Origin of the sequence: Virgibacillus natechei (assembly GCF_026013645.1) — a bacterium.
GTDB classification, from domain to species: domain Bacteria; phylum Bacillota; class Bacilli; order Bacillales; family Amphibacillaceae; genus Virgibacillus_L; species Virgibacillus_L natechei.
The window spans coordinates 72,076-86,509 of record NZ_CP110224.1 but is presented as its reverse complement, the minus strand read 5'-3'; the positions used below and the strand labels follow the sequence as shown (position 1 = coordinate 86,509).

20 protein-coding genes are annotated in these 14,434 nt (G+C 39.6%); 5 read left to right on the top strand and 15 right to left on the bottom strand.

Annotation, left to right across the window (positions count from 1 at the left end; all coding sequences use genetic code 11):
* Positions 1-65: 65 nt before the first annotated feature.
* Entirely contained in the window at positions 66-503 is a 438-nt protein-coding gene (locus OLD84_RS00590) for an Rrf2 family transcriptional regulator (protein WP_209463422.1), read from the bottom strand.
* Positions 504-642: 139 nt separating this feature from the next.
* Here OLD84_RS00590 and hmpA point away from each other — a divergent pair, with 139 nt between their 5' ends.
* On the top strand, positions 643-1,872 hold the full coding sequence (gene hmpA / locus OLD84_RS00585; protein ID WP_209463421.1) for an NO-inducible flavohemoprotein: 1,230 nt from the start codon (positions 643-645) through the stop codon (positions 1,870-1,872).
* Between the two features lie 91 nt (positions 1,873-1,963).
* Here the strand turns inward: hmpA and OLD84_RS00580 are convergent, their stop codons facing one another.
* From OLD84_RS00580 to OLD84_RS00570, 3 genes are all read right to left on the bottom strand, one after another.
* Positions 1,964-2,488, bottom strand: coding sequence for a C40 family peptidase (locus tag OLD84_RS00580; RefSeq protein ID WP_209463420.1), 525 nt, complete (start codon positions 2,486-2,488; stop codon positions 1,964-1,966).
* A gap of 141 nt (positions 2,489-2,629) precedes the next feature.
* Positions 2,630-4,345 (bottom strand): acetate--CoA ligase, encoded by a 1,716-nt coding sequence (gene acsA / locus OLD84_RS00575; RefSeq protein WP_209463419.1) that lies wholly within the window; start codon positions 4,343-4,345, stop codon positions 2,630-2,632.
* A 283-nt stretch (positions 4,346-4,628) separates the two neighbouring features.
* Complete coding sequence (locus OLD84_RS00570) at positions 4,629-5,864, bottom strand: dicarboxylate/amino acid:cation symporter (protein ID WP_209463418.1); 1,236 nt, start codon at positions 5,862-5,864, stop codon at positions 4,629-4,631.
* Positions 5,865-6,474: 610 nt separating this feature from the next.
* On the opposite strand from OLD84_RS00570, the gene OLD84_RS00565 reads away from it, so the two are divergent.
* The 4 genes from OLD84_RS00565 (at position 6,475) to OLD84_RS00550 (ending at position 7,733) form a co-directional block, all read left to right on the top strand.
* Positions 6,475-6,834 (top strand): hypothetical protein, encoded by a 360-nt coding sequence (locus OLD84_RS00565; protein ID WP_209464592.1) that lies wholly within the window; start codon positions 6,475-6,477, stop codon positions 6,832-6,834.
* 39 nt (positions 6,835-6,873) lie between these two features.
* Positions 6,874-7,017: a hypothetical protein gene (locus OLD84_RS00560; protein ID WP_209464593.1), complete on the top strand. Its 144-nt coding sequence runs from the start codon at positions 6,874-6,876 to the stop codon at positions 7,015-7,017.
* Between the two features lie 79 nt (positions 7,018-7,096).
* Positions 7,097-7,459, top strand: coding sequence for a hypothetical protein (locus OLD84_RS00555; RefSeq protein WP_245301702.1), 363 nt, complete (start codon positions 7,097-7,099; stop codon positions 7,457-7,459).
* 46 nt (positions 7,460-7,505) lie between these two features.
* On the top strand, positions 7,506-7,733 hold the full coding sequence (locus OLD84_RS00550; RefSeq protein ID WP_209464594.1) for a hypothetical protein: 228 nt from the start codon (positions 7,506-7,508) through the stop codon (positions 7,731-7,733).
* Between the two features lie 183 nt (positions 7,734-7,916).
* On the opposite strand, the gene OLD84_RS00540 is transcribed toward OLD84_RS00550, so the two are convergent.
* The 11 genes from OLD84_RS00540 to OLD84_RS00490 form a co-directional block, all read right to left on the bottom strand.
* Positions 7,917-8,900 carry a peptidoglycan recognition protein family protein gene (locus OLD84_RS00540; protein WP_209464595.1) on the bottom strand — a complete coding sequence of 328 codons (984 nt, stop codon included), beginning with the start codon at positions 8,898-8,900 and terminating at the stop codon, positions 7,917-7,919.
* On the bottom strand, positions 8,900-9,151 hold the full coding sequence (locus OLD84_RS00535) for a phage holin (RefSeq protein WP_209464596.1): 252 nt from the start codon (positions 9,149-9,151) through the stop codon (positions 8,900-8,902). Before OLD84_RS00535 ends, OLD84_RS00540 begins: the two co-directional genes overlap by 1 nt.
* A 13-nt stretch (positions 9,152-9,164) precedes the next feature.
* The gene (locus OLD84_RS00530; RefSeq protein ID WP_209464597.1) at positions 9,165-9,452 is read right to left on the bottom strand and encodes a hypothetical protein; all 288 of its coding nucleotides are present in this window, start codon (positions 9,450-9,452) and stop codon (positions 9,165-9,167) included.
* A gap of 147 nt (positions 9,453-9,599) precedes the next feature.
* On the bottom strand, positions 9,600-9,824 hold the full coding sequence (locus tag OLD84_RS00525; RefSeq protein WP_209464598.1) for a hypothetical protein: 225 nt from the start codon (positions 9,822-9,824) through the stop codon (positions 9,600-9,602).
* Positions 9,825-9,913: 89 nt separating this feature from the next.
* Positions 9,914-10,045: a hypothetical protein gene (locus tag OLD84_RS00520; protein ID WP_264917256.1), complete on the bottom strand. Its 132-nt coding sequence runs from the start codon at positions 10,043-10,045 to the stop codon at positions 9,914-9,916.
* Positions 10,046-10,807, bottom strand: coding sequence for a hypothetical protein (locus OLD84_RS00515; RefSeq protein WP_209464599.1), 762 nt, complete (start codon positions 10,805-10,807; stop codon positions 10,046-10,048).
* A gap of 1 nt (position 10,808) precedes the next feature.
* Entirely contained in the window at positions 10,809-11,117 is a 309-nt protein-coding gene (locus tag OLD84_RS00510) for a BppU family phage baseplate upper protein (protein ID WP_209464600.1), read from the bottom strand.
* Positions 11,114-11,239 (bottom strand): hypothetical protein, encoded by a 126-nt coding sequence (locus OLD84_RS00505; RefSeq protein WP_264917255.1) that lies wholly within the window; start codon positions 11,237-11,239, stop codon positions 11,114-11,116. The genes OLD84_RS00510 and OLD84_RS00505 overlap by 4 nt, the downstream gene beginning before the upstream one ends.
* Positions 11,240-11,249: 10 nt before the next feature.
* A complete protein-coding gene (locus tag OLD84_RS00500) occupies positions 11,250-11,516 on the bottom strand; it encodes a hypothetical protein (RefSeq protein ID WP_209464601.1) in 267 nt (88 codons plus the stop codon).
* Entirely contained in the window at positions 11,516-12,739 is a 1,224-nt protein-coding gene (locus OLD84_RS00495) for a hypothetical protein (protein ID WP_209464602.1), read from the bottom strand. Before OLD84_RS00495 ends, OLD84_RS00500 begins: the two co-directional genes overlap by 1 nt.
* Positions 12,736-14,433 (bottom strand): fibronectin type III domain-containing protein, encoded by a 1,698-nt coding sequence (locus OLD84_RS00490; RefSeq protein WP_209464603.1) that lies wholly within the window; start codon positions 14,431-14,433, stop codon positions 12,736-12,738. Before OLD84_RS00490 ends, OLD84_RS00495 begins: the two co-directional genes overlap by 4 nt.
* Between the last annotated feature and the right edge of the window lies 1 nt (position 14,434).

The following is a 14,434-nucleotide window of genomic DNA, read 5'->3' as shown; positions in this document are numbered from 1 at the left end:
AATAATCCGCTCCTTTTAATACGTCTACATAATGAGTATTCCCATTTGTACAGGATCGAAACTTATTATTTCATTCCCATCAGTTCACGCAATTCACTTTCATTCGCTACTAAGTCTTTTATCGTATACTGATCAAGCACCTGGAAAAATGCATGAAGCGCCTTATTTAGTGCATGTTTCAACGTACAGCCTGGAGATATGACACAGTGATTGGTGCCATGGTCAAAACACTCCAATAAAGCAAAGTCATTTTCAAGCTGTCTTACAATGAGGCCGACATTGATTTCCTCAGCTGGTTTTGCCAGTCGAATGCCCCCATTCCTTCCTCTGATTGTTTCCAAAAGTTCCATTTTATTTAGCTCAAAAACAATTTTCCCTACGTGATGCTGGGAAATATTATATACTTCAGAAATCTCCTTTATACTCGCTAACGCTCCATCTTGTTTCATTCCAGTTAAAATGAGTACGCGTAATGCGTAATCGGTATATTTTTTTAATTGCATTTAAATTCTCCTTGTACACATCTATTCACAATATTGTAACACAGAACTCGTTTATACTATTGATACAGTTGTTACATTTCATATACAATAAACATGTATACGAAATACATGTTTAATTACTTTAAGGGAGTGCATTGTTATGACAACTGAAACTACTGTAGGATTAGACAAAGAAACGAGAGACATTGTAAAAGCAACTGTACCAGTTTTGCAAGAACATGGGAATGCAATAACAAAACGATTTTATGAACTCATGCTTGAAGATCATCCGGAATTAAAAAACATTTTTAACCTGACAAATCAGCGAAAAGGGGATCAACCGAAAGCGCTTGCAAACACGGTGTACGCAGCAGCCCTGCATATTGATAACCTGGAAGAAATTTTACCGGTAGTGAAACAAATTGCTCAGAAGCATAAAAGCCTGAATATTAAGCCAGAACATTATCCGATCGTTGGAAAATATTTATTATTAGGGATCAAAGATGTGCTGGGAGATGCTGCTACTGATGACATCATCAATGCTTGGGAAAAGGCTTATGGTGTTATCGCGGATGTATTTATCAACGTTGAAAAAGAAATGTATAAAGCGGTTCAAAATAGTCCCGGCGGGTGGATTGATTTCCGTAACTTTAAAGTAATGAAAAAGGTAGTAGAGAGTGATGTTATTACCTCATTTTATTTAGAACCCGAAGATGGGAAAGCCTTTCCTGCCTATCAACCAGGCCAATATATTACCGTAAAAGCTACTATTGAGGGGCAACCTTATACGCATTTACGTCAATATAGCCTATCTTGCGCACCTGGAGAAGACATGTATCGAATCAGCGTAAAACGCGAAGATCCAATGGGTGATAATCCTGCAGGTATCGTATCTAATTTCTTGCATGCAAAAATGGAAGAAGGAAGCATTCTACCGATTAGCGCACCATCTGGGGACTTCGTTCTTGATCAAGAAGATACAAGGCCATTAATTTTAATGAGTGGTGGTGTGGGACTAACACCGATGATTAGTATGCTTGAAACAGTGATTAAAGAACAGCCAAATCGTGAAGTAGTCTTTATTCATGCCGCGAAATCCGGTAATATCCATGCGATGAAAGAACGTGTACAGGAAATTACACAAACCCATGATCAAGTTACAAGCTATACCGTATATGACAGTCCATCTGCAGAAGACGTTTATGATAAAGAAGGACATATTGATTACGAATGGCTAGCAAACATTCTTCCAACACATGACGCTGCTTTTTACTTCTGTGGGCCAAAAGGGTTCATGCGTACCGTTTACCAAAACTTAAGAAACTATCATGTAGCAGATACGGACCTCCACTTTGAAATTTTCGGTCCGGCGGAAGATATTACAGCATAAGGAATAAGATGATATGCTTTCTTATCTTTTAAAAAAGTGATTGAGATGTTATGTGTTTACGGTCCAGCTCTCACGTCGAATTGTACAATTTTCACCGATGATACAAGTTGTTCGTAAAGTGCCCAATCACCACCAAATTCCGATAAATATGCGTTGGTGTTATATAGCGCTTTACATTGACCTCACTCCCCCGATCAGTGAGGTCAATTTCCCCTTCACTTCCATAAAAATAAGCCTGCCAAACGAATTTAGAGCAATAGTTCCTTTCTACATCTGCCAGGTTTCTCGAATACGTATACCTTGTCACATTTTCAATATTTCTTTTTGCCCATTTGGCAGCCTGTCTAGCAATCTCGGCATCTTTATTTCTTAATATGGTTAGCTTCTCCCCTTTTTTATGTCTGCTGAGGTAGATGGGCATACTATCGGAGTGGCCGTATCTGCCTCTGCTATTTACATGGTAAATTTTAAAATCCTCGCCAACGATCCCTTCATGTCCAACGATAAATGAAGACAACCCCGTTTTATGCGAATAAATGATGTCACCAGGCTGCATCAGAATGGATGTTCTTGGATATATATGAACAGGATCATCTGCCTCATCAACATAATTCATGCTTGTTTTTTCCTCTCCATTCTTAAGCTACTTCTAGCTGCATGTATGCAGTAAGAATATTTTATCGTTTCCGATCTGCATAAAGAAAAACTTCGACCTCCGCCAGCCAATAAGATGACGAAAATCAAAGTTTTATACTCCCTATTCCTCTAACGTCGATGTATCTCCTGTAGGTAAGCCTAACTCCCATGACTTCAGGAGGCGGCGCATGATTTTACCACTACGTGTTTTGGGAATGCTATCCGTAAATTCCATCTCTCGTGGTGCAGCATGTGCACTTAGTCCTGTTTTTACGAATTGGCGAACCTCTTCTAACAGTTCATCGGATTTCTCATGGCCTTCATTTAATGTAATAAATGCTTTAACAATTTCTCCGCGCTCTGGGTGTGGTTTTCCAATCACACCTGCTTCTGCAACAGCCTGGTGTTCAATTAACTTACTTTCTACTTCAAACGGACCAACGCGTTCACCCGAAGTGTTAATCACATCGTCCAAACGACCCTGGAACCAGAAGTAACCATCTTCATCTTTATAGGCACTGTCTCCTGATACATACCAGCCATTTATAAAATAGCTTTCAAACTTGCTTGGGTTATTCCAAACGGCACGCATCATCGCCGGCCATCCCTCTTTAATGGCCAAGTTCCCCATTTGATTTGGTGGGACTTCATTTCCTTCATTATCAACAATGGAAGCTTCTATTCCAGGAATCGGTTTACCCATTGATCCTGGACGAATCTCTTCTGACGGAAGGTTCACAATAAGTTGTGCACCCGTTTCCGTCATCCACCATGTATCATGGATACGCAAACCAAATGCATCTAATCCCCATGTAACAACTTCTGGATTCAACGGTTCACCAACACTCAGCATATGTCTTAAGGATGATAAGTCATGCTTTTTCACAGCCTCTTCACCGGCACTTAAAAGCTTCCTTAATGCTGTCGGTGCTGTATACCATACGTTTACGTTATATTTGTCGAGTGTGCCATACCAGTCCTCCGGTGTAAAACGACCACCGCGGACAACATTCGTAACCCCTTTTAGCCATGGGGCAAATATGCCGTAGCTTGTCCCGGTAACCCAACCAGGATCTGCGGTACACCAATAGACATCGCCTTCTTTAAGATCAAGCACCCAATCAGCGGTAGCATATTGCTGAATCATCGCATTGTGTACATGATAAACACCCTTAGGCTTCCCAGTAGAACCAGATGTATAATGAATCAGCATGCCATCCTCTAATTCAACCCATTCGATCGCAAAATCTGGCGATGCCGATTTCATTTCCTCCTGATAATCTATATACGTATCCGAATTTTCATTGTGATCGCCAACGAGGATGATTTTTTCAAGATCCGGTAGATCCTCTTGCGGCACTCTGCCTAATAAGTCTGGGGTCGTAATAAGCACACTGGCTTCACTATCCTGAAGGCGATCACGAATGGCCTGTTCCATAAAGGCTTCAAACAAGGGTCCTGCAATCGCACCAGTTTTTAATATCCCAAAAAAAGCCGCATAGAACTCTGGAATTCTCGGCATAAATAAGAAAATACGATCCCCTTTTTTTACATTGTATTTTTTCAATACGTTTGCGAATCGATTACTGGAAATGGAAAGTTGCTCAAATGTTATATCCTCTTCCCGGTCCGGAGCAGAATAGGATAAAGCAACTTGATTCTTTTTATCAGGATTCTGCGCATGGCGGTCTACCGCTTCATGCGCCATATTTACTTTGCCCGTTTCATTCCAGCTGAAGTTCTTTTGTATATCCTCCCAGTTAAACGTCTCACGCATTTTCTCATAGTTTTGCAAATTATGATTCCCTTGTCTTGCGGAAATTTTTTGTAGTTCCATCCAATCACCTCTTTTATAAAATTGCAATCGATTACAAAAACAAATTTTTTAAACATTTTGGTAACGTATTTTCCATTTTAGAACATTTAGTGACATTTTTAAAGTGATTCGCTCGAGTAGCATAGGACAAATACTGATAAAACTAGCCAATTTATATTTAGGTGATAACCGACTGACGATTGTTAAAAGCCTAACTATTAACAAAGACCGCCTTTATCGATAAAGGCGGTCTTTGTTTAGCAAGGAAGAATTTCCTGTTTGCATAAGTGCGGGCTCTTTCTAATTATTTTGTGGATTGAGCTGTTTTCGCTTCCTTACGCTTATCACTTTCCGAGATGATATATGCGGCTGTTGCATCCCCTGTAATATTTAAGGATGTACGAAGCATATCCAGTAAGCGGTCAACACCGATAATTAATGCAATCCCCTCTACCGGTAAGCCAATTTGCTGCAATACCATAGCAAGCATGATTAATCCTACACTCGGAACTCCTGCTGTTCCTACGCTTGCGAGTGTTGCAGTTAATATAATGATGATAATTTCAGTGAAACCTAATGGAATACCATAGACTTGAGAAATAAACACAGTTGCAACAGCCTGCATAATAGCGGTTCCATCCATATTAATAGTTGCACCTAATGGCTGGACAAAGCTGCTAATAGACTTTTTGACTCCCAAACTTTCCTGAGCCGTTTTCATGGAAATAGGTAGCGTAGCACTGGAGCTGGACGTACTAAATCCTACTGACATGGCAGGGAAAAACCCTTTATAAAATTTAATTGGGCTTGCCTTTCCAATTCCCCAAATTGCCAAACTATACGTAACAGCCGCATGTATAATTAATGCTAATACCACCGCAACCATATACATCGCCATGGACCCAACTGCATCCAAACCAGCACTACCAATCGCTGATGCAATCAGAGCAAACGCCCCGTATGGTGCTGTTTTCATTATAACATTAACCAGCCAAATCAAAATCTCATTCACCTGTTCAAACAACCGATAAATTCCAGCCGTTTTCTCACCCAGAAAGGCAAGTGCTATTCCAATGAATATAGCAAAGGCAATAATCTGCAACATATCCCCGGTGGCAAGTGCTTCAATTGGGTTATCCGGAATAATATTGATCAGCGTCTCCATGACCGGTGGGGTGGATTCTGCTTCAAAATTCGCGTTTTCTACATCAAATGTTCCCTCCGTACCAGGTTGAAGCACATAAGCCACCCCAAGCCCAATAACTAATGCTGCTGCAGTGGTAACTAAATAAAAACCAATCGTCTGCAACCCGATTTTTCCAAGCTTTGTTGGATCACCTAAACCAGCTGTACCTAAGACGATAGATACAAACACAATCGGTACAACAATCATCATGATCAGGTTTAAAAATATTTGCCCAACCGGCGTTAATGCATACGTGTCAATAGGCGAAAATACTTCTGACGGTGCAAAGGTAAAACCTATACCAACAATACCCCCTAAAATAAGGGCGATAAGAATTTTTTTCGTAAGACTCATAATCAGTACATCCTCTCTTGTTGTAAATCTATGGGATTAAATAAGGAAATGAATTATTTCTTGGCAGATAGGAGCGTTTAGATTTTCCTACTGCATAAGTGCGGGCTAGAACATTCGCCTAGGGGCTTGGCCAATGCCAAGTTTTCTAAAATCAAGGTAGGTAACATGCATTGAAAGTGGCCCCGGCAGGATTCGAACCTGCGACGCATGGTTTAGGAAACCGATAAGAATCATTTTATCATGTTTCAATCGATAATGGAAACACTATATAAATGCGTTCCTTCTATATAATAGTGTGTTTTAGTTTTAGTTTGTTTCAATTCATTTCGACTAATCGGTGACCAATGTGGTGACCAATGGAGGTAAAGTATGAAATTTAGATGGATCATTGACTGCAAAGTATTTAAAAAACACAGGTTTAGTATATATGATGATCGCTGCATTGTATGCGGTAAATTAAATAGTAAGAAAACATCAAGGCATTATAGATCGCAATAGCGGTCTTTTTCTTTTGTTTGAAAATAAATTTAAAAAGTTTTCGCTTATCCCTTGACCGTCATGACAAACCATGATATAATTTATTTACAGTCAAACAAGGGAGGAAATAAAAATGAAAAACATTATGAAGAGAGCTTGGGAAATCGCAAAATGGGGTCAAAATAATCATGGTGGGAAAGTTAGTGAGTATCTAAGTGAAGCACTTAAGATGGCTTGGAAAGAAGCTAAAGGCCAAACAGACCGTTACCAGTTACAGCTTGATAATTTCAAAAGTGCGTTGGAGCAATATAAAGAGTTATCTTTAAAAGCTAAAGAGCATAACAAAAACACACCAGTCATCGACGTTGATGTACTTATGGCAAAGGCAACTCCGCAAAATATCGAGGGAGCTACCAAGGCAATGCAAATCAAAATAGGTAAAGCTAAAGTTTATTTGCAACAAAAAAGAAACGATGTACTAAAAGGAGCATAATGTTTACCTCCCTTGTAAAAAAAGAAAGGATTGATCATCATGACCGAAAAAAGCGTACATGTTCAAGCAAGAATACCTGAGTCTTTAAGGAAAGAGTTTCAAGACATAGCAAAATCAAATGCCCAGAATCCATCAGCGCTCATAAGATTGTGGATTGAAAAATATATAAAAGAAAATAAATAAAACACTTGCATGTCATGACAAGACATGATACACTAAGAGTATAGAAAGTTAGGAAACACAAATTAAAGGAGGAAATAAAATGGAAGACATTTTCGCAAACAGTTTAGAAAGCATAAGAGAATTCGAGGGAGCAAAAAAACAACACGGGGCGATTAGAGGGGTAACGGGAACAAGAGCAACAAGCACAGGCGCTGCTAATAACGGCGGTGATAAATTAGCAGAACGAACTCAGGAAGTCGTTACAACAGAAATAGCACTTACGCAACAAGCATACATCGATGGTCTTGCTGACGAAACGCCAATTTACAAAGCTCACGGAATCGACCGAGAAGGCAACGAATATGAAGTTGAATGGGAAGTTGTTGAGAACTGGGATCTAATAGAAGATGAGCAGGAAATGGTAGAGGATTGGGATAAGCCTGTAAGTGTAGATAAGATATAAAACGAGGGGCTTCGGCCTCTCAAATAAAAATTAGGAGGAAATTAAAATGACAAACTTTAAAAATGTTGGAACTTGGTGGAACGATAAGGATATTGATTTAGTGGAAATTGACGGAACCGTATATGCTTTGCACGGATGGAATGGAGAAAAATTTAATAACTGTTGGATATGTACAGGGGAATATAACATGGTAGCAAGTGAGGAAGAATTTGAGATAGAACCAATTTATTCAGATGATGAGGATATGGATATCATAGGATATGAGGTGGCATAAATGGCATTAGCTCAATGTATGAACTGTAAAGAAAAGATAATAGAGGATGAAGAAAGTGCAATATTGAAATGCCCCTATTGCGGAAGCGGGATCATAAAAGTGTTGGAAGAATAAATAATATTAAGCCTACCCCATTTCCGTGAGGTAGGCTTTTATAGAATAATCAATGTACTGTTATTTTATTTAAATATCTTTTTCCAATTCCGCTTTTGTCTTCGGGCCATAATCTCCATCAGTCACAAGGTTAGATTTAGTTGACTGGTAACGCCTTACTGCATCTGCTGTTTTATTTCCGTACCAACCATCTACGCCATTATTTTTAGCACCCTTTTCTGGATAAAAGTAAATACTTGCTAGTGCTTCTTGCACTGCCCTTACACCGCTACCGTTAAATATCGGCGACTTAACCCAATAAGTCTCATTAGGTAGGTTGCTAGACGATCCAACAGACCTAGCGGATGACATAGCCCCACGACTTTCAACTCCGTAAATTCCGTCAACCTGCAGGTTATTATCACGCTGATATTGCGTTACTGCTTTTTTAGTGTCGTTTCCATACACACCGTCAGCACCGTAACTCCCTAAATCATAACCCAAGTTGATTAGGTCTTGCTGCATGTCTTTAACTTCTGATCCTCGATCTCCACTTGATAGATACCAGGTTGTTGTGGACGATTTTACTTTTTGTTTTGGTGAAGGATCGCCTAACCAACCGCGCACTGTATTCATGTTAATGCCAGGGCAAGCATTGGAGCTGTGACTATATCCGCCTGTGTTAGAAAATTCATTATGACCTAACACGTCACTAGCAGATAGGCCAAAACGGCTCATTGCATCCCTAGCGCGCTCCTCGAATGCTTCTTCTTGCTTGTCCGTAAATGAGCCACTCCCAACCACACAAATGTGATAAGTCGGTGTATTGTGACCACCAACACCATTTGTTACCACATTATCATCATAAGCTATCTGTACAGTACCATCGCGCAATATAACCTCATGATAGCCGCTTGTACCCCATCCATGATGATTAACATGATAGTCGGCAAATGATTGCGCCGTGCCTGCTGTAGTGGCGCTGTGATGCCTTGCAATGTTTTTAATTTGTGATACATTTCGCTTGCTGTTTCCACCTGGCATTTGGTTTCTTACGTCTTGTGTTTTGACCATTATTTAGTCTCCTTTTCAGCATCTAAATATTTTTGAGCGCGTTTTGCTTCTGAGGTGTAATTGTTGTTCTGGTAATGATTCCAGACTTCAGATAAAACCATTGCCACAACCGATGCTCCGGCTACAATCTGATCATTGTCAAACGGCAATAACTGCACATTAAAAATCATTGCAGCAGAGTTAATTGCTACAATGATAAATACAGCCAGGCGCACCCATTTGTTATTTATTTTGTTTAGTTTTTGCTTCATATAAAAACCTCCTCTAAAAATTAAATGTCAGTAAAAAGAATAAAATTTGAAACACAAAAGCACCCACAACTGTTATGAGTGCTACTGTAGTTTTTCTGTTATTAGACTGTATATCTTGGATGTCTTTCTCGTTTTCTAAAGATCGATAACTCGCATCATCTGCTGTCTTTTTCGTCTCAGCTAGCGTTTCCTTCATATCCGTGAGTTGATCGATCTTTCCGTTTAGTTCTGCCATGCTGACTTTGACATCTGTGAGCACTTCCATGAATTCTTTCATGTCCTCCACCTCTTGGTCTGCCATACTGACCCCCTTAAACATTCAGACATATCTCGTATAAATATAAATACCACGCCCACATGACTCCGTGGACGTGGCAGGGGCTACTACAATAGCCCTGTTCCCCCCATATAAAAAGCACCTCGTGTGAGATGCTTTTTTAATTATTATTTATTCGAACCTCAACAGGTCGTTTTTATGCTCTGTTACTTTATACCCTTTAGTTTCAGCCTCTTCAATAATTTCTTCCTTTGACATTTCGTATTCATTAAAATTCACAATGAAATACGGACGATCAAATTGCCCCTTTGTAAAGTAAAAATTGAGTGAATTGTTAAGGTCTTCCCAAGTTTTCTTTTTTACTTCATATTTTTCTGGCTTCGGATCTAGTGTCATTTTATCCCCTCCTATCTACCTATTCGACAAAAGAGGACAAAATCCTTCTTTTAATTCCTCAACTATAGACGTTGCGTTAGTTGAGTAATCTATTCCCGTTCCTCTGTCAATTCCCCGACTGATTCGGAAATGACAACCGTGTCAAGCTTATCAATCACTTTATATTTATTACCTAATTCATCTTCCCAAGTGTCGCCTATTTCTTTACTTTTTGTAGTCATCTACTCTCCCACCTTCTCAACTAAGAAAAATAGTTTAAATAATGCGTTGGGCATGGGCTTATCTCCGTAATTTCTATACCTGATTCGTATAGGTAATTTATCACTTAAAACTGTCGTTCCCCTCAAAGTTTCTACTAATTCATAGTTACTATCGGGATTTGTTTCTCCCGCATAAGAACCTTCTCTTCTCCCTGGAATCGCACCTCGCAAAAAGTTATTATTATCTCTGCCTATACTCAAAATAAACCTTTCAGTACTGCTCCCTTCACCGTGATAAACCCAAACTGCATGACCTCCTGTCGCATCAGTATCTCTGCCACAATCATACCCAAAACGTTGCAATGTCCAAATTTCCCCTGGATTGGAATACACATCAAAAACCTTATCTGACTCAGCAGGTATATCCTGAGCAGAGACGGTGATTTCTATAAAATCTTTCTCCACTTGAACTGGAATACCATCCTCAACATTACTCCCAGTTAGTTGAGTATCACTTTGTAACCTACCATCCTCAATAACACTACTTAGCTTTTCATTTGTTTCTAGCAAACTTTCATTTGTGCTTCGTAAAACGTCGATTATCTGCCCTTGCGTTTCCTTGATATTGTCTAACTCATTTAGCTTGTTTAATAATTCTGAGTCTTTTACGTGTAAATGCCCATCAGAACCCTCGGTAACTTCTAATTCCTCTTGACCTGCAACCTTATGTTGTGGAGCAGGCCCATCTAATGCGCGTTTTAACTCAACATTTAAGTCCGCCATGCTAATTCCCTCCTAAATCCTTCATGATTCTAATCTGAACATAATCATCATTTGGGTATGCCTCTACTCTGCCATCTGAATAAGTCACTTCAAATTCAGCTCTAAATATGCCTGTTTTACTTGTGTGATTACGATTGAATGTGACATTCACTACACCACCTTCCGCATCATGAATACCTGCTTTGATCTCGTGTTTGCCCATAAAAAAGAGAACGTTGGCATCTGTTAAATCCACGTTCCCTGCTTCATTCGATAATGTAGCGCGCAGCCCTATTCCGGTATCGCCACGCTTTAATGTAATTTGATTCATCCTTTACGCTCCTCTGCCTTTTCTAGAGACTGAACAGGACTTATAAACGAGTAATTAGAGGATACGTGAAATAACTGAATTAACACGGTGCGCTTGATTGGTTCTGTTGACACATTATTCATATTACCCCTCCTATCCCATAGCAACTGTAGATACCAACTTACCTAATATTACATACGTGCCTTTTGTTCTTGTTAGCAAAACTCGGTCACCAACCGAAGGGGTGTAGCTTTCTAAAAAACTATACCCTTTTCCGCTTGGTTGACTTTCCCCTGCAAAAGTGACTGTTGGCTTTTCGTGTGCACTTGCAATTGTTCCTATTTTAAATCGCGCCTGATTACCCATTTCTTCCTGGACTATATCGCGGATTAAATCCCTAAATTCAGTAGAGTTTAACATTATACAAGACTCACCACCCTGCGCATTTCATGCGACATATCGGAACCTGCCTCCAAATCAATACTCCAACTCGTTTCAGCGAATTTATGATCAATGCCTAATACAGAGTTACGAACTCTAATCACATTAGAATAGCTATGGAATGGCATAATAGCCGTATCAAACTTTACTTTTCCGTATATTTGAGATGCATTAGAAGCTAACCTCTCAACGTGTCCATCCAACGAATCTTGATCTGCTATATCGTCCTTTTCCTCAAACCTAACTACGCGCCTACCTAAACGAGGTATCGAACGCGGATGATTAGGATTCGTGTTTTCGACAATGGATGTAAATTCTTCCTCTGTATCAGGATTAGCCACAACAACATTAAAAACATTTGGCAGATCGAACAAATCCAATTCCTCTTCCATGCCTTCTAGCGTTACCGACAGTTCATCATCTTCATAGATATAGTCTGTTGGCGCATTCTGTGGTGACTGATAGCCCGATGTTCTGAAGTATCCGTATTCATCGACCCATAATTGTGTAAAGTTCAAATCACTTACTAGGTCGTTTAGAATACGCAACTTTTCAGTACCGGGATCCCACTCTTTATCGTTATTAATCACCTTATCGTCATTTTCGATGTTAATTTTATCCGCGCCAGCACTTTCTAAAATATCAACCATAGCATCATAATAGCTTGTTCCTGCGCTGATAGTATACCTATCTGTCACTTTATCTTCTTGTAGTATTAACAATTTATCATAAGCCTCTATATCACGGTACACTGACTTACCTTCTTCTACCTGAGTTGGTGACGATAGCAGGAAAATGCCCAAAGAAAACGATACCCAACCGCCTTCTTTTTTCGTCATGACCATCTTTCGGGTTTGGTCGGTGTAGAATCCTGGTGATATAAAGTACCACTCATCGTCATCAACTATATTCTGCTCATATTCAGTTGGCATTTTAAATTCCACAAATACCTGTATTCGATCACTGTTATAGTCGATGTCGTAACCCTCTGGTTCCTTCATACTAAATTTGGCTGACCGTTTTAAATCAGATAATGAAGCCATTTCAACGGATCCGCCTTCAACATTATCTAACTCTAATATTTCATTTTCGTTTTGATCTAGCAAAAAATATCGGAACCGTACTTTTCTTGAACCCTTCCGCATGTGAAGCATGTTTCTAACTTGATCGTGCGCATACCCATCTCTGCTAAGATCTATCATACTATCGCCTCGTTGTAATCTACTTCTGATAAAGGTAATTCGACCGAATAACGGTTTATAAATTCATCATTAATGGATATGTTTGAAATGGTCACGTATTTCTTTCTCCCTCTCCCATCACGGTAAAGCATAGTCTCATTTCTTTCTATTAGATTTAGCAGTAAATCAAATTCATCTTGATTTACTAGACATTCTATATCAAGGGTGCCCTCTACTGATTCACCGAATTCTGTTACTGGAAGCCTTCTACCCGCAAAGATCCGTGTTGTAGCATTGTAGTTATTGCCTCCGGATCTTGTCCTAACTCTTTCCAGCCGAATCGATTTATTTAATTCATTTGCAATAGATAGTATCGCACGCTTAACCTTTACTAAAGCATTAAAAACATCACTATCGGCATTCGTCTCGTTATCTCCACGAATGTTCACATAATATTCATAAACCGTATCACTGGCAGGTGTATAATCGACAAAGTAGTCATTAGCATTTAAAGAATCTGCTATCTTGATCCAATCAGTGTTTCCTGTGCGCCTGTATAAATTCTGACTTATAACGTCTGGGTCTGTTCCGGTTGGCGTTGGATTGTCAATGTAAACTGTTATGGTAGACTTTTCGTTATCATTAACAAATGTAAATTCAGGCTTAGCAGGTTCTGTGTAATCAACTGTAAACGAATGACTGACCCAAGCCGACCACAGATTATCTACTGCTCGAACGCGTAATTGAATTGTGTATGGAATTCCATTTTGGAGTATCCCATCAACACTATCCTCCGTGTCTGAATTAGACCAACCGCTTGTCCAAACCACGCCATTTGGAGATACTAACTCAATTTGATATTCCTCTTGATTTTCAGATTCCCAAACAACTTTCAAATCAGATACAGGCACTACATCGCCTGGTTCTATTATTACTGGGTCTGGAGTTAGATCACCTACACCAAAAACGCCCATGCTTGACCATGAACTTTCAAATCCGTACTCACTAATCGTTCTGACCTGCCATTCATATTCACCAATATTCAACGAATTAGCAGGTATTCTATATGTTTTTGACCCAGATGAACCCGATACAGTCATCCAATCTGACGTCCCTTTTTCGCGATATCTGATATGATACTCTGTTTGCAAAAGCGGGGAATTATGCACCCATAACAATTCTATAGGTTCATTGATGTTACGCATGACACCACCTATCGGATAAGTAATTGAGGGGGTTTGGTTATCCCAATCCCCTTCTATTTCAATCGCAACGTCAATCGCTTCTGACTCGGGATAATGAATCCCGCTATACACATTAAAACCCACAACACCTTGGTCTATAGCTTCTCTTAATGACGCTCTTTCTCCTAGTGTTTCACGAGTCCAAAAACTGTTAAAGGGTATCTCGTGCACCCCTGTGGACTCCGCATCATGACTTACTTGTGTAGGGTAATAAGATAGTATGTTTTGCGGATCGGGCGGATCGTATAAAACCCCAAAAACAAAACGCCCTTCTACTCTAACAACCATAGAAAAGTAGGCCTCTATACTTTCTGTAGATGAGTTAATGACTTTTAAAATTTCATCTACATCAAACCACATTTCGCTCCTGTATGTCGGATCAGCACCAGTCACTATAGGTTCACCTTCATACTGGACTACATTTCCTTGTCTAACGTGGATTAACTCCGGTTCAAATCTTATAACAGCCACT

What these genes read in the sequence shown, in the direction of transcription:
- OLD84_RS00590 (WP_209463422.1), bottom strand. Translation starts at nt 503, where the DNA reads ATGCAATTAAAAAAATATACCGATTACGCATTACGCGTACTCATTTTA.
- hmpA (WP_209463421.1), top strand. Translation starts at nt 643, where the DNA reads ATGACAACTGAAACTACTGTAGGATTAGACAAAGAAACGAGAGACATT.
- OLD84_RS00580 (WP_209463420.1), bottom strand. Translation starts at nt 2,488, where the DNA reads ATGAATTATGTTGATGAGGCAGATGATCCTGTTCATATATATCCAAGA.
- acsA (WP_209463419.1), bottom strand. Translation starts at nt 4,345, where the DNA reads ATGGAACTACAAAAAATTTCCGCAAGACAAGGGAATCATAATTTGCAA.
- OLD84_RS00570 (WP_209463418.1), bottom strand. Translation starts at nt 5,864, where the DNA reads ATGAGTCTTACGAAAAAAATTCTTATCGCCCTTATTTTAGGGGGTATT.
- OLD84_RS00565 (WP_209464592.1), top strand. Translation starts at nt 6,475, where the DNA reads ATGAAAAACATTATGAAGAGAGCTTGGGAAATCGCAAAATGGGGTCAA.
- OLD84_RS00560 (WP_209464593.1), top strand. Translation starts at nt 6,874, where the DNA reads ATGACCGAAAAAAGCGTACATGTTCAAGCAAGAATACCTGAGTCTTTA.
- OLD84_RS00555 (WP_245301702.1), top strand. Translation starts at nt 7,097, where the DNA reads ATGGAAGACATTTTCGCAAACAGTTTAGAAAGCATAAGAGAATTCGAG.
- OLD84_RS00550 (WP_209464594.1), top strand. Translation starts at nt 7,506, where the DNA reads ATGACAAACTTTAAAAATGTTGGAACTTGGTGGAACGATAAGGATATT.
- OLD84_RS00540 (WP_209464595.1), bottom strand. Translation starts at nt 8,900, where the DNA reads ATGGTCAAAACACAAGACGTAAGAAACCAAATGCCAGGTGGAAACAGC.
- OLD84_RS00535 (WP_209464596.1), bottom strand. Translation starts at nt 9,151, where the DNA reads ATGAAGCAAAAACTAAACAAAATAAATAACAAATGGGTGCGCCTGGCT.
- OLD84_RS00530 (WP_209464597.1), bottom strand. Translation starts at nt 9,452, where the DNA reads ATGGCAGACCAAGAGGTGGAGGACATGAAAGAATTCATGGAAGTGCTC.
- OLD84_RS00525 (WP_209464598.1), bottom strand. Translation starts at nt 9,824, where the DNA reads ATGACACTAGATCCGAAGCCAGAAAAATATGAAGTAAAAAAGAAAACT.
- OLD84_RS00520 (WP_264917256.1), bottom strand. Translation starts at nt 10,045, where the DNA reads ATGACTACAAAAAGTAAAGAAATAGGCGACACTTGGGAAGATGAATTA.
- OLD84_RS00515 (WP_209464599.1), bottom strand. Translation starts at nt 10,807, where the DNA reads ATGGCGGACTTAAATGTTGAGTTAAAACGCGCATTAGATGGGCCTGCT.
- OLD84_RS00510 (WP_209464600.1), bottom strand. Translation starts at nt 11,117, where the DNA reads ATGAATCAAATTACATTAAAGCGTGGCGATACCGGAATAGGGCTGCGC.
- OLD84_RS00505 (WP_264917255.1), bottom strand. Translation starts at nt 11,239, where the DNA reads ATGAATAATGTGTCAACAGAACCAATCAAGCGCACCGTGTTAATTCAG.
- OLD84_RS00500 (WP_209464601.1), bottom strand. Translation starts at nt 11,516, where the DNA reads ATGTTAAACTCTACTGAATTTAGGGATTTAATCCGCGATATAGTCCAG.
- OLD84_RS00495 (WP_209464602.1), bottom strand. Translation starts at nt 12,739, where the DNA reads ATGATAGATCTTAGCAGAGATGGGTATGCGCACGATCAAGTTAGAAAC.